Below are 13,933 nucleotides of genomic sequence, written 5' to 3'. Positions count from 1 at the left end.
ATTGGAAAGTGATTTTTTTAAAATAAAATCAAATGAGCCCAATTAATGCTGCAATAGGTAGGTAATCTTTTAGATGGATGCGCACCAGCTTGAGGGCTCTGGTCATGTTGGCTTCTACTGCTTTTGCACTTATGTTTAGTTTATCAGCAATTTCTTTGTTCGACAAGTAATCGAAGCGACTCATTTGAAAAACCCTACGGCATTGTTCCGGCATCACGCTAATGGCACCTTGTAACAGGCGTTCAATTTCATCGAATGTTACCTGAGAGATATCCATTTGACCTAGAAGTAGCATATCTGCCTGATGTCGGTTTTTTTGATAGGAATTAAATTGCTGTTTACTGTTTTCTTTGCTGAGGTAATTAAGACATTTGTTTTTTAATGTGGAATATAACCAGGCACGCAAAGAATTTGAACTACTGCAATTAATACTTTCTTTATTCGTCCATAGGGATAAAAAGGTTTCCTGCACCAGATTCTCTGCATCGGGCTTTTCATCAATATACTGAAATGAGAAGAAGAACAAAGCATTATAAGCCGATTTGTACAGTTCTTCAAAAGTAGGTTCATGCCCTTGCTTAAGTAATTCGATATTTATTGCTTGCAGGTTAAGCATTTTCGTATACTTTCCTTTTGTCTATTTTGGTAATATATTGAAAGATGTAAAAATAACGAGGCAAATCTAAAAAGCAAATTATAAAATTATTGATCTTAATATTTTTTAATAAATAATTTACATTTTCTAGACACTAGAAAGGTGATTATTCGTTATAAATATCATAATTTTAGAAACCAATTAGTGGGGGAGCTGATAAAATTAGTACCATGCTTGAGTGGGTGTAATTTTGTTTAATGGAATTCAAGCCTTAAAAGAAATTGTAAATGAAAAATACGACGGAATTAATTGAGCGAATCGTACATTTATTAAATAGTAATTTTGATGTTTACGTACATCGTAAAACAGCAAAGATTACTGCTATACCTGCCTCGGAAGATTTCTTAAGTTTTGTTGAAGCTGGTGATGACAGGTATGAAATGCAATTCTTGGAAATTGATAGTCATCCATTGGACTATTATAAGGCTGAACGTTTAAATTCAAGGGAACTGTATAATTTAATGATGGATTTTACAGATGAATTGGAACGAGCAGAGGGACTTTGCCTAGTGCACGCCTTAAGGACATCTAAGCCTTATGAAGAATTTCATAAGGAGTTGAATAAGTTAGATTCGTCCACTCAGATGGCTTGGCAACATTTTTTCAGTACACAGCTTAATCGTATTTACAGAAATCGTTTATGTCGCGAGCATATTCATTTGCATCAAGAGCCTTGTAGTTAATTCATACTATTGATAGCTTCTCATTAATGCCAGAGCCTGTTGTTTGTATGATGTGCCAAATAAATTAAGATGGTTAAGTACATGATACAAAAGGTAAATATTCTCGCGATAGAGATATCCTTCTTTTAAGGGATAAGTTTGGTGATATGATTGGTAAAAAACATTGTCAAAGCCACCGAATAATTTAGTCATAGCCAAATCGGCTTCTCTATGGCCGTAATATACAGCTGGATCAATTAAAACCGGATTACCATGAATGTCTACCAAATAATTACCACCCCACAAATCCCCATGTAACAAACATGGCGCTTCTTCACTATCGTTTAAGATTTTTGTTAGTTGCGATTCTATTGATTTAAATGCTGTGCTAAAATCATGATCACAATAGCCATTATTCTCAGCTAAACGATACTGAGGCATTAAGCGGTTTTCAAAGTAAAAGTCGATCCAATTGCTGCGATAAGAGTTAATTTGTGGGTTTGAACCAATGTAATTGTTTTCAAAAAAGCCAAATGCATCATTTTTAACTTGATGCACTTTTGCTAATTGCTCTCCGAATTGTTTGTAGAATGATGGCTTCTTTTTACCGGATTCAATATGTTCTAATAACAAAAAATCATCTGCATGTAGAATAAGCTCAGGTATTCTTATTGCTTTGGCTTTCTGAAGCTCTTTTAGACCATTGGCTTCGCAGCTAAACATCGAACCTTTAAAGCCCGTTTTTAGAAAATAGTTTTTACCATTACTCATGCTAATTACCGATGTTTGAGCAATGCATCCACCGCCAATCTCTTTCTCATAAATAATCTTGCAATTCAGATGATTTTCTATATGTACATTGCGATTAGTCATTCTTATCGATAGAATTAAGTAGGCCTTCGCAGGCATCCTCCAGTATGTCTAAAACCAGTTCAAAACCTTCTGCGCCACCATAATATGGATCAGGTACCGAAGTGTGTTGATGATGAGAGCAATAATCCGTCATTTTACTAATCTTATGAGATGTCGCTTCATTTGGACTTAATTCAAATAAATCGTTCATATTCTGATCATCCATACCAATAACATAATCGTAATAATTAAAGTCATCAGGGCTTTTAATTTGCTGGCTAATGCTGGTTAATCGAATATTTCTTTGGATAGCATGGCGTTGCATGCGTTCATCAGCCGGTTCGCCAGCGTGATAACCAGTAATGCCCGCTGATTCTACCTCATAATATTGCTCAAGGTCTCTTTCTTTAAGTAAGGATTTCATCACTGCTTCGGCACTCGGACTTCGACAAATATTGCCAAGGCAAACGAAAAGAATTTTTGTTTTATCCATCTTAGTATACAATTTTGCTTGAATTTGTTTAAAAATAAATAAACAAACCAGTAAGGTGGTTGTTTTTCTTGAATAAAATTGGTTCTTTCAACGGATTATTTGCCAGGTGAACCAATTCTTTTGTTGAAGTATACCTGGCGTTTTAATTAAGATGAATTGGGCAAGCAAAACTAAAAGACGATGAAACAAATTGCAAGTTTAATATTAGCATCGATCCTATTAATAGGGATTGAGGTGCAGGCACAGGAAGATTATAAGGACCTGCATAAGAAGTATGAGTATACTATTGAAAAGAAACAAGAGGTTCTGGCGTTTGACTACGATAAAATAAAATTTAAGAAACGACCTAAAAATATTATTCTTTTTATTGGTGATGGAATGGGCGTAGCACAAGTGTTTGCTGGCATTACAGTTAACGAAGGTCTAAATATTGAACAAATGCCATATATTGGCTTTAATAAAACCCAAAGCGCCGATAATTACGTTACGGACTCTGCCGCTGGAGGTACTGCTATTTCAACTGGCGTACGCACCTATAACGGGGCCATAGGGCTGGATGTGAATGGTCAAAAATTAACAACGATACTGGAGTATTCAGAAATGAATGGTAAGGCAACAGGTTTAGTTTCAACGTCGGCCATTACACATGCTACCCCAGCATCTTTTATTGCACATCAGCCACAAAGAAGTATGTATGAGGCTATTGCTGGAGATTTTATGAACACCGATATTGATGTATTTATTGGTGGTGGAGCTGATTTTTTCACTAAACGTGTTGATGGTCGTAACTTGGTCTTAGAACTGAATGAAAAGGGATATCATGTGGCTTACAACGTGAATGATGTTCAGAATGTTACAGATGGTAAGTTAGCAGTGCTAACAGCTGTAGGTCATAATGCTGGTTACCGCGATAGGGGCGAGATGTTAACAAAATCGACTAGTAAAGCTATTGAAGTATTAAATAACGCCGATAGTAAGGGCTTCTTCTTAATGGTTGAGGGTAGTCAAATAGATTGGGGCGGTCATCAAAACGATGCTTCATATGTTACTGGTGAGGTATTGGATATGGATAGAGCATTGGGTGAAGCATTGAAATTTGCAGCTCAGGATAAGCGTACGCTGGTAATCGTTACAGCTGATCATGAAACTGGAGGTATGTCTGTTAATGATGGAAATCCTGCCGAAGGGTTTGTAAAAGCCGGATTTACAACGGGAGATCATAGTGCTGTTATGGTGCCTGTATTTGCATTTGGACCTGGAGCTGAGGAGTTTATTGGTGTGTATGATAATACTGATATTTTTGAAAAGATGTATAAACTGTTTAAATTTAAGCAAGAGAATCGTTTGAATAAGTAAGATATTTTTCGATTATATTTTAAAAAGGGTAACCGTTTGGGTTACCCTTTTTTCGTTGTTTATATTCATGTTAAACTGTTAAAATTTGTTTCACCTTTAGAAATAATTTTTACTTTTACTTTCGAAAGAACAAGTAAAAGTGGATCAAATAACTGAGCTTCAGGTCAATAGCGGCAATATTGAGAAGCGTGAGGAGGTATATGAGTATTTATTTAGTACTTATTATTCTCGCTTGTGTGCCTATGCTTTGCGTTATGTTGAACGTAAGGATATAGTGGAAGATATTGTATCCGATACATTTTATAAGATGTGGCAAAGGGGTGATATTCAAATTACTTCTTCTCTTCAAGGATATCTGTTTCAGGCCGTGTATAATAATTGCATGTACTTTCTTAGGCAGCAATCAAGTGAACTCAAGAGAGATACCATTATTCAGGATCAATTTGAAGATGAAAATAACATCCGTATTCTCGATGACTTTTATGAAAGAGATAGTTTAATCGTACAAGAGCTAGATGAAGCTATAAAAGCTGCTGTAGATAAACTTCCAGAACAAGCTAAAAGAATATTTACACTCAAACGTTATCAGGGCTTAAAGAATAAAGAGGTTGCTGAACTTCTTGATGTGTCAGTGAAGACAGTGGAAATGCACATGACGCGTTCTTTATCATTTTTACGCTCAGAATTGGATGAGTATTGCCCTGTTTTAGTCAGTATCATATTAAGTACATTCCTATAAATTTTAAAAAAAATAAAAAAAAGATGAAAACCATACAGGGTATTTCCGCTTTTGTGCATCTTATAACTAAACAATACCATTGATGACTAATAATTCAGATATAGATCTTTTAATTTTTAAATACTTATCCGGAGAGGCAAGTGTTACTGAACTGCAGGATTTAAAAGCTAGCATGGAGTCTGATGCTACTCTTAAAAAGCGGTTTGTTGAAATAAGGGATATATGGAATGTGAGTCATCCACAAGACTTTGACTCTTCTCTGGCATTCGATAAGTTTAAACAACAAATAGCTGAGGATGGTCATAAGAAACTCTTTGAAATATCGTCTTGGGTAAAATGGGTTGGCGTTGCAGCTTCCCTTGTCGTTATGCTTTATATTGGCAAATTAATTACAACCATTAATGAGCCAGATCTTAAATACTATAGCTATCAAACAGGCAAAGGCGAGCGCCAAATGATATATTTACTCGATAGCACCCAAGTATGGCTTGCTGCAGAAACTAAATTAACATTCAATTCTGATTATAATAAAGGCAATCGAGAAATATCGCTCAATGGAGAAGCTTTTTTTGATGTTTCACACAATAAACAAATGCCTTTTGTTGTAAAAACGGGGCAACATAATGTGCGAGTATTGGGCACCCGGTTTAATTTGCTGGCACGCTCCAGTTATCCAGTGATTGAAACAATACTAGAAGAGGGAAAAGTGCAGGTTGATATTAATGATGTGAATTCTCAATGTTTATTAAAGCCAGGGCAGAAATCTGTTTATGACAAAGAAAAACAAGTGTTAAAAGTGCAAGAAGAGGTTGATATGTCTGTTTACACTGCAGTAACAAAAGGGCAACTGGTGTTTAAAAATGAATCATTATTAACATTAAAAAAGCGTTTGGAAACTTGGTATGGTTTGTCAATTGAGGTTTCTGATGAAGTATCAGATTTAAGATTTACTGGTGTGATAGAAAATGAAAGTGTAGAAGATGTCTTAGATATTATGGTCATGTCAAACGGTATTCGATATAAAAGTGAGCAAAATGTCATTGTCATCACAGCTAATTAATATAGTATGATAGGAAATATGGAATAAAAAAACCGGATAATGCTGCCACATTTTCCGGTTATTATTATAGTTAAATACAGTTTAAGTAAAACCTAAACATTACAAATTTATGAAATTAAATTCGGATCGGTATGCCTTTTTTGATAAGAAAAGCATACAAAAAATTTTTCTAATTATGAGACTTACGTTTGTTCTGTCACTAATTGGCCTCTTGCAAGTGTCTGCAGTTGGATTTTCTCAAAAAAAGAACATAACAATTTCGTCAAATAAGATTGTATTATCGGAAGTTTTTGAAGAAGTCGAGAAAAACAGTGATTATAAGTTTTTCTTTAATAATGATGAAGTTGATGCATCAACAACTACATCAGTAAAAGTTTCTAATGCAGATGTATATGATGTTTTAGATGAGGCGCTTAAAGGACTTCCATATCTATATAAAGTATTAGACGACAATCTTATTTTTGTACATAAGAAAAACACAGCAACAAGTATTGGTCAGGAATCAATTCGTGTAAGTGGTGTTATTACTGATGATTTAGGAGAACCATTACCTGGGGTTAACGTTTTTGAAAAATCAGCACCAACTAACGGTGTTATTACTGGTATAGATGGTAAATACTCTCTTGCTATTTCGGATGCTGAGGCGATAATTGTTTATTCATACATTGGTTTTAAAACACAGGAAATTAATGCTGCCGGACGCAGTGATATTAATATCACATTGGTTTCTGACTCAGAGCAGTTAGATGATGTTGTAGTTGTTGGTTATGGGGTTCAAAGACGAGAAGCATTGACTAGCTCTGTTTCTACGGTGAAAGGCAGTGATTTGCAAAAAGTATCAGCGACGAGTTTTGATAAAGCATTGCAGGGTAACACAGCAGGTGTTGTTGTAAGTAGTGCAGTGGGTAACCCTGGAAGTTACGCTGAAGTTGTAATTCGCGGTAGTGGCAGTATAAATGCATCAAATTCACCTTTGTATATTGTTGATGGCGTGCCAGTTTTAACAGGTAGAGTAGGTGATTGGGCTGATGGTAGTCGGTCTAACTTTTTAAGTAGCATGAATAGTAATGATATTGAAAATGTTACTATAATGAAAGATGCTGCAGCAACAGCTATTTATGGATCTCGAGCAAGTAATGGTGTTATAATTATTACTACAAAAAGTGGTAAAAAAGGTAAAACGAAAGTTAGCGTCAACGTTGAAAAAGGTGTTTCAACACTTACCAATGTAGAAAACGAAAATGCTAATAGTGCTGACTTAGTAAACTATTTCCAAGCTGCTTCACGTAATGCTGGCGAATTATTTGATCCCGAAGGAAACTACGCTGACTGGTATGATCCATTGGTAGATTCAGGATTATATTTTCCAAACTCATTGGCAGATACTGATTTTGACTGGTGGGATGCTTATACTCAAACAGGTGCGTATGATAATTATAATGTCAACATTAGTGGTGGAGATGAGAAAACTAACTTCTTTGTTAGTGCCGGCTACTTAAGTCAAGAAGGAACTGTGGTTGGTACAGCATTTGATCGTTTTAGTGGACGTGTTAATTTAAACCATGAAATTAATAAGTACATTAAAATTGGTAATAATCTGCAGGTAAGTAGAAGTAAGCAGGATTATGTTAGTGATGGTTGGGCTTGGGCAAACCCTGTTGCTGCTTCTTTCTGGACATTGCCGTTTTATGAATCTCATACTGAAGATGGAGAGTATAATCAAGATTTAGGTGGGTCTAATGGTAATTATAATGCCTTACAAATTATTGACCTAAATTCAATGCAGAACCGTACAGTAAGTATTGTTAATTCAACTTTTGTTGAGCTTGCAATTACAAAAAACTTAAAGGCTAAAAGTACCTTTGGTTTGGATTGGAAAGACGTAGATGATGATCAATACTTTGACCCAGCAGCCGCTAATGCACAGAGTTGGGGAGGTGGTTATTATGCTATAAACAATAAGTATTACAAATGGAATATTAGTAATACCCTTACATATAATAAAATATTCAATGGTTCCCACAGTTTAAATGTATTACTTGGTCAAGAAGCCAGAGAGTACAATAACTGGTGGATTTATGCAGGAGGGGCCAATATTGATCCTGATATACCATACTTAGACGGTACATCTTCAGATCAAGAAGTTGGTGGATCTAGAATTGAAAATGCAGGTATCTCTTATTTTACTAATGCTTCTTATAGTTATAATAGTAAATACTACTTTGGTGCAAGTATACGTCGTGATGCGAGTAGTAAGTTTGGAGCGAATAACAAATGGGCAACTTTCTCGTCATTCTCATTAGGTTATACTTTGTCAAATGAAGATTTCTTTGATGTTTCGTGGGTTAATAACTTAAAGATAAGAGCTTCATATGGTGAAACAGGTAACAGTGGTATTGACAGTTATGCTAGTAAAGGGTTATACCAGGCTGACAAGTATAACTCTAATTTAGCGTTGTACCCATCGCAAATTGAAAATGCTGATTTAACTTGGGAAAGTGCACAAACGACCAATGTTGGTGTTGATTTCGGTCTTTTTAGTCGATTTACTGGTACAGTTGAATATTATATTCGCAACAATAATCAGCTGTTAATTAATCAAGAAATATCACAAACATCTGGTCAATCTTCTATCCTAGTTAATAGTGGAGAAATCTTAAACAAAGGATTAGAAGTAGCTTTAAGTAGTCAGAATGTTAAAGGTAGAAACTTCCAGTGGACAACTGATATCAACTTTACTTTACCATCAAGTGAAATTATCTCCTTAGGTGACGGTATGGAAGAAATGAGTAATGGATCATTCCAAAAAAGACGTGTAGGTGGTAAATTCACCGAATGGAATCTGTATAAATACGCCGGTGTTAACCCAGATAATGGTATGGCACTATGGTATGACGAAGACGGTGGTAAAACAGAAGACTATGACCAAGCAGCTAGAGACTATGTTGGAAGTCCTGAGCCTGATATTTATGGTAGTATGACTAATACTCTTAGTTTTAAAGGTATTGAATTTAGCTTTATGTTTTACGGTGTTTCAGGTAATGAAGTTATGTTTTCTGAGCGCGTTTACCGCGAGCACGATGGAAGTGATGTTAAACCTAATGGCTCGGGTCCTGTAACAGCTTATGTTGCTAATAATTTCTGGACAACGCCTGGTCAAATAACTGATGTTCCAAAACCAATAGCGTATAACAATACGCAAAGTAACGAATGGATCAGTACACGTTGGCTTGAAGATGGTTCGTATTTAAGACTTAAAACCATAAAATTAGGATATTCACTTCCTAAGACTTGGGTTGAAAAAGCCTTTATTCAAAATGCGCATATTTATTGCCAAGCAACCAACTTAATTACATGGTCAAACGTAACTGGATTAGATCCTGAGGTTGGTGTCAATGGTTATTCTTATAATGCCGTACCAAACTCTCGTACATTTATTTTCGGAGTTAACTTAGACTTTTAATTCAATATTAAAAAAAGATGAAAAATATATTATATATAACATTAATTGTATTCCTATTTGGATGCTCAGAGGATTTTATCGATAGAAATCCGTTTGGTGACTTGGATAAAGATCAGGCGTTATCTTCTTATTCAAAACTAGAAAGTAGTACAACCGGCCTATATGTATACTTAATGAGAACGGATTTATACGGAGGCTTTATTCCAATATCAGGATCATGTAAAGGTGATGATTTAATTAGAAACACGGCTGCTGAAACTGATCGTTATTCGGATGAATTGAACATGACTTTCTTTCCAACGGCTACTGCATCTGGTTTGTGGAGCGAATCTTACAAAGCTATTACATCAGCCAATAATGTCATTAACGCCATCGATGGAGATAGTTTTGATAAAGAAAATGCACCGCAATCATCCATTGATAATTTAAAAGGTGAAGCGCTTACTATTAGAGCTTTAATGCACTTTAACTTGGTTAATTTCTTTAGTCAGCACTACACATTCAACGATGCGAGCCTTGAACCAGATGCCAATGCAGCAGGAGGTCATCAAGGTGTTCCCTATAAGTTCGATAGCGCCATTGAAGAGCCATCACGAAATACTGTTAAAGAGGTATATGACTTTATCATCAAAGATCTTCAGGATGCTATTGGTCTTTTGGAGAACACAAAAGGGTGCGTATACATTTCAAAAACTACGGCTACTGCAATATTAGCACGCGTGGCTCTTTATAAAGAAGATTGGGCTTTGGCTGCAAAAATGGCTGATGAAGTAATTAAATCAAACAGATATAAAATTCTGAATGTTGATAACTACACAAATTATTGGTCGTTAAAAAAAGAAAATGGTTCTGAAAGTATATTTGAGATTAATATGGAACTCAGCGATAGTAACTTCCCTGGCAGAAGTGAGTCGATTGGTGGTATTTATCTTGAATATCAGGATTTAGGAGTACCTATTGGTTTGTTAGGTTTATATGAAGCTGGAGATGTTCGTCGAAGTGTAATCAAAGACAATGGAGCTGATGGTTATAGTATTTACAAATATCCCGGAGAGGGAGGAAATGTGAATGTTAATAATACAAAAGTAATCCGTTTCTCTGAAATGTACTTAATCAGAGCTGAAGCTAATTTACAAGCTTCAACAAGCATCGGAGATACTCCGCTTAATGATATCAATGTTATTAGACAAAATAGAGCTGCTTCTTTATTAACGTCGATTAATACAGATATTATTTTGAATGAACGACAGCTTGAGTTTGCTTTCGAGGGTTTAAGATTATTTGATTTGGCTCGTTATGCTAAGGATATCGATCGCCCCGAAATACCACAAAAGCCATTAGTTACTTATCCCGATAAATCATTTGCTTACCCAATAAGTGAATACGAGATGAGGAATAATGAAAATATGGGTCAAACGGGTGGCTATTAAAAATTACAATAGTATTTAGTTCATTATCATTGAATGAGCAACAATATCAATAATGGGCAGTAATTTATTACTGCCCATAAATTTCGCTGCTATGAGAATAGTATTAATAATAGTATTTGCTTTTATTTCAATAAGTGTTTTTTCTCAGGACGCTCGACCTGAAGTCGTATGTAGTTGTTCAGAGGTTCATGTTGTGCCATTTGAATCATTAAAGACATTAAAAACAGGAGGGAAGGAATATCACATACCTATTGTTTTTCATGTTTTTGATGCTCACAATCCAGAACAACGATTGAATTACGAAACAGCGAAGAAAGTTATCGAGTTACTCAATAGGAATTTTGCTGCAAAGAATGTTTTAATTGCTCAGGTACAAGAAGAATTTAAACACTTGCTACAGGATAGTAAAATCATTTTTCATTTAGCTAAAAAAGATCCCTCTGGTAATAGTACCAATGGTATAACTTACCATAGGCAAGCCTTGCCTGGCGATAACCCTGGTAGTAATTTAACGTTAAAAAAGGAAGTTAACTGGAACATGGGATCCGACTATTCTGGAATACAAAGGTATCTTCAGGTATGGGTTACCAACAATGTCAATGGTTCAGGGAATGGAACTGGTTGGGCATATCTCCCCAATACAGACGAGGGAGGTAAAATGGCTGGTATAGTTTATAATTATAAATACTTATACGGAAGTTCTAGTGATAACGTTTTTACACATGAAGTGGGGCATTATTTAGGATTGTCTCATGTATTTGGTAGTAGTTACGATTATTGCGGAGATGACGGTATTGATGATACTCCTGAAACGCAGTGTTTTACGTGGGAATGTAAAAAAGGTGACTTATGTAATGATGGTTTGGTAAATACTGAAAACTTTATGGATTACTCAGGCTGTACATCTATGTTTACAAAAGGGCAGGTTGATTACATGCATTATTGGCTGGAACATGATTATCGATCAAACCTTTGGTCCGAGTCAAACCTAAAGTTTGCCGGAGTATATGAAGATGCTTATGTTGGATTACAGGACGAACTTGAGACGGCTTTAAATGTTTATCCAAACCCATCAAATGGCATTATTAATATAAGTGGTATTGAAGGTTTTAGAGCCGAACTTTTTGATGTGCTTGGAAATAAGGTAAAGGATTGTACATGTTCAACCATGCAATATTCTATTCCAGGTATATATTTCCTTAGAATTACTCACAAAGGGCATCATATAACAAGAAAAATTTTTATTAAAAGAAGTTAGAATTCTGATCTGCTGTATGTGGTATACTTCTAATACTTTTCGTTATACGTAGAATGGATACAAAACTTGTTTCGCATAAATCTATGTACAGAGTTATAATGGTGTATAATCCGTTCTGGAAGAATGTCATCTTTATCTTTTTTCTTACTGCCACTTGTTTGTAAGAATGCGCGTGTCTTAATCAGAAGTGATTCAATGATGATAATTACTGTGTTGTGCCTAAGTGATTGCAGTGTAGTGTGTTATGGGTTGTTTTAAAAAATATTGAAAAAAAATCACTTCTTCGTACAGGGTTTGTGTACAGCTATGCATCAATAATATGTAGACAGCGTTTAGCGCTACGGAGTAATATTAAAAAAAACGATAAAAAAATTAGTGTGTGATTTGGATTTATATTTGAAATAGAGCCTGCAACGGCAGGTTCTTTTCAAATTCTCACTCACATTACACATCAAAACATACCCCAAATCATCTGTCCTATGATAATGTGTTTTACAAACGTGTATCGATGTTATCATTCATTAATCTCAAAGGCTAAAGGTTAGAATTTTCCGAGATGATTAATGTAAAGGTGGCTTTTAAGCCACCTTTTTTATTTTTACTTTCGCAGTAAACTTACAAATAATGACTGCAACATACGATTACGAGTTAAAATTCAAGGTGCGCGATTACGAATGTGATCTGCAGGGAATAGTCAATAATTCAGTGTATCAGAATTATTTAGAACATACTCGCCATGAGTTTCTTGATTCAATAGGCATAAACTTTAAAGAGTTATTCGAAAGAGATATAGTTGCTGTAGTTGCCCGGATTGATCTGTCTTATAAGTCTCCGCTCAAAAGCAACGATCAATTTGTAGTTCGCACGCGTGTTGAACACAAAGGAATTAAATACATGTTCTATCAGGATATTTATCGTTTACCCGATGAACATCTGTGTTTGAAAGGAATAGTGACGACGACCACTTTGATAAATGGTAAACTAGCCGTTTGTAATGAGTTAGTTGAGGCGATCACAAAAGGGAAGTCATAAAAAAAATGCCAATGAATTAACATTGGCATTTACTATTTTATTTGAGCTCAATTCCCACAGGACAATGGTCTGATCCCATAATTTCATGATGTATAAAAGCATCCTTCAGTTGAGGAATAAAACTATCGCTGGCTAAGAAATAATCGATTCTCCAGCCTACGTTTTTGCCACGTGCTCCAGCTCTATAGCTCCACCACGAGTACTTGTCTGTTAACTCGGGATAAAAATGGCGGAAAGTATCTTTTAATCCACCTTTAGTGAAGCGGTCCATGCCATCAATTTCGTCTTGCATATAACCAGCCGACTTATTGTAGTTAGGTTTAGGACGAGCCAGATCAATATCAGTGTGGGCTACATTAAAATCGCCACAAACCAAAACAGGTTTCGTCTCTTCTAATTTTTTGAGGTAGTTATAAAAATCTTTATCCCATTGCTGTCGATAGTCGAGGCGTTTAAGTGCACTACCCGAATTGGGTACATAAACAGTGACAAGAAAGAACTGCTCATATTCGGCACATAGAACACGCCCTTCTTGATCGTGCTCCTCAATGCCCATGTCTTTACTAATGTTTAAAGGTTTCTCTTTGCTGATGATGGCTGTGCCTGAATAGCCTTTTTTTACCGCCGAGTTGGAAAAGATATGATAATCGTTGAATTCAGCCAAAGCCTCTGCAACCTGATCGTCTTGCGCTTTTGTTTCTTGCAAACAAAGTATATCAGCCCCCATAGATTTGAACGATTCCATAAAATCCTTCTTCATCACTGCTCGGACGCCATTTACATTCCACGAAATTATTTTCATGTGTTTATAATTTTGTTATTCTCTGACATAGAGTTTGTTTCAAAATAAGTTGTAAACGCCAAGAAGTTAAATTTTCATGTTCATGCTCGAGGCAATAGTCCTGTGTGCTTAGCGTTTGAAGTCAGTTTCAT

Annotated in this window: 12 protein-coding genes; 8 read left to right on the top strand and 4 right to left on the bottom strand. The window is 35.6% G+C overall.

The window, feature by feature from the left end; translation table 11 throughout:
* Window positions 1-28 precede the first annotated feature (28 nt).
* Window positions 29-616, bottom strand: coding sequence for an RNA polymerase sigma-70 factor (locus FNN09_RS05780; protein WP_143300547.1), 588 nt, complete (start codon window positions 614-616; stop codon window positions 29-31).
* Between the two features lie 266 nt (window positions 617-882).
* On the opposite strand from FNN09_RS05780, the gene FNN09_RS05775 reads away from it, so the two are divergent.
* On the top strand, window positions 883-1,338 hold the full coding sequence (locus FNN09_RS05775) for a hypothetical protein (protein ID WP_143300546.1): 456 nt from the start codon (window positions 883-885) through the stop codon (window positions 1,336-1,338).
* Window positions 1,339-1,344: 6 nt separating this feature from the next.
* On the opposite strand, the gene FNN09_RS05770 is transcribed toward FNN09_RS05775, so the two are convergent.
* Both FNN09_RS05770 and FNN09_RS05765 read right to left on the bottom strand, forming a co-directional pair.
* Window positions 1,345-2,190 carry a fructosamine kinase family protein gene (locus FNN09_RS05770; protein ID WP_143300545.1) on the bottom strand — a complete coding sequence of 282 codons (846 nt, stop codon included), beginning with the start codon at window positions 2,188-2,190 and terminating at the stop codon, window positions 1,345-1,347.
* Window positions 2,183-2,662: a low molecular weight protein-tyrosine-phosphatase gene (locus tag FNN09_RS05765; protein ID WP_143300544.1), complete on the bottom strand. Its 480-nt coding sequence runs from the start codon at window positions 2,660-2,662 to the stop codon at window positions 2,183-2,185. Before FNN09_RS05765 ends, FNN09_RS05770 begins: the two co-directional genes overlap by 8 nt.
* 180 nt (window positions 2,663-2,842) lie before the next feature.
* Here FNN09_RS05765 and FNN09_RS05760 point away from each other — a divergent pair, with 180 nt between their 5' ends.
* The 7 genes from FNN09_RS05760 (at window position 2,843) to FNN09_RS05730 (ending at window position 13,000) form a co-directional block, all read left to right on the top strand.
* Complete coding sequence (locus tag FNN09_RS05760) at window positions 2,843-4,018, top strand: alkaline phosphatase (RefSeq protein WP_143300543.1); 1,176 nt, start codon at window positions 2,843-2,845, stop codon at window positions 4,016-4,018.
* A gap of 139 nt (window positions 4,019-4,157) precedes the next feature.
* Window positions 4,158-4,757: an RNA polymerase sigma-70 factor gene (locus FNN09_RS05755; RefSeq protein ID WP_143300542.1), complete on the top strand. Its 600-nt coding sequence runs from the start codon at window positions 4,158-4,160 to the stop codon at window positions 4,755-4,757.
* Window positions 4,758-4,839: 82 nt separating this feature from the next.
* Complete coding sequence (locus FNN09_RS05750) at window positions 4,840-5,817, top strand: FecR family protein (protein WP_143300541.1); 978 nt, start codon at window positions 4,840-4,842, stop codon at window positions 5,815-5,817.
* 175 nt (window positions 5,818-5,992) lie between these two features.
* Window positions 5,993-9,280: a TonB-dependent receptor gene (locus tag FNN09_RS05745; RefSeq protein WP_185968890.1), complete on the top strand. Its 3,288-nt coding sequence runs from the start codon at window positions 5,993-5,995 to the stop codon at window positions 9,278-9,280.
* 17 nt (window positions 9,281-9,297) lie between these two features.
* The gene (locus tag FNN09_RS05740; protein WP_143300539.1) at window positions 9,298-10,710 is read left to right on the top strand and encodes a RagB/SusD family nutrient uptake outer membrane protein; all 1,413 of its coding nucleotides are present in this window, start codon (window positions 9,298-9,300) and stop codon (window positions 10,708-10,710) included.
* Window positions 10,711-10,801: 91 nt separating this feature from the next.
* Window positions 10,802-11,968, top strand: a complete 1,167-nt coding sequence (locus FNN09_RS05735; protein WP_185968889.1) for a M43 family zinc metalloprotease — start codon at window positions 10,802-10,804, stop codon at window positions 11,966-11,968.
* Between the two features lie 624 nt (window positions 11,969-12,592).
* On the top strand, window positions 12,593-13,000 hold the full coding sequence (locus FNN09_RS05730; RefSeq protein ID WP_143300537.1) for a thioesterase family protein: 408 nt from the start codon (window positions 12,593-12,595) through the stop codon (window positions 12,998-13,000).
* 37 nt (window positions 13,001-13,037) lie between these two features.
* Here the strand turns inward: FNN09_RS05730 and FNN09_RS05725 are convergent, their stop codons facing one another.
* Window positions 13,038-13,802, bottom strand: coding sequence for an exodeoxyribonuclease III (locus FNN09_RS05725; protein WP_143300536.1), 765 nt, complete (start codon window positions 13,800-13,802; stop codon window positions 13,038-13,040).
* Window positions 13,803-13,933 lie beyond the last annotated feature (131 nt).

The organism is Carboxylicivirga sp. M1479 (genome assembly GCF_007097485.1).
Taxonomy (GTDB): Bacteria; Bacteroidota; Bacteroidia; order Bacteroidales; family Marinilabiliaceae; genus Carboxylicivirga.
This window is presented reverse-complemented; position numbering and strand designations above follow the sequence as displayed.

What these genes read in the sequence shown, in the direction of transcription:
- FNN09_RS05775 (WP_143300546.1), top strand. Translation starts at nt 883, where the DNA reads ATGAAAAATACGACGGAATTAATTGAGCGAATCGTACATTTATTAAAT.
- FNN09_RS05760 (WP_143300543.1), top strand. Translation starts at nt 2,843, where the DNA reads ATGAAACAAATTGCAAGTTTAATATTAGCATCGATCCTATTAATAGGG.
- FNN09_RS05750 (WP_143300541.1), top strand. Translation starts at nt 4,840, where the DNA reads ATGACTAATAATTCAGATATAGATCTTTTAATTTTTAAATACTTATCC.
- FNN09_RS05745 (WP_185968890.1), top strand. Translation starts at nt 5,993, where the DNA reads ATGAGACTTACGTTTGTTCTGTCACTAATTGGCCTCTTGCAAGTGTCT.
- FNN09_RS05770 (WP_143300545.1), bottom strand. Translation starts at nt 2,190, where the DNA reads ATGACTAATCGCAATGTACATATAGAAAATCATCTGAATTGCAAGATT.
- FNN09_RS05740 (WP_143300539.1), top strand. Translation starts at nt 9,298, where the DNA reads ATGAAAAATATATTATATATAACATTAATTGTATTCCTATTTGGATGC.
- FNN09_RS05765 (WP_143300544.1), bottom strand. Translation starts at nt 2,662, where the DNA reads ATGGATAAAACAAAAATTCTTTTCGTTTGCCTTGGCAATATTTGTCGA.
- FNN09_RS05780 (WP_143300547.1), bottom strand. Translation starts at nt 616, where the DNA reads ATGCTTAACCTGCAAGCAATAAATATCGAATTACTTAAGCAAGGGCAT.
- FNN09_RS05735 (WP_185968889.1), top strand. Translation starts at nt 10,802, where the DNA reads ATGAGAATAGTATTAATAATAGTATTTGCTTTTATTTCAATAAGTGTT.
- FNN09_RS05725 (WP_143300536.1), bottom strand. Translation starts at nt 13,802, where the DNA reads ATGAAAATAATTTCGTGGAATGTAAATGGCGTCCGAGCAGTGATGAAG.
- FNN09_RS05730 (WP_143300537.1), top strand. Translation starts at nt 12,593, where the DNA reads ATGACTGCAACATACGATTACGAGTTAAAATTCAAGGTGCGCGATTAC.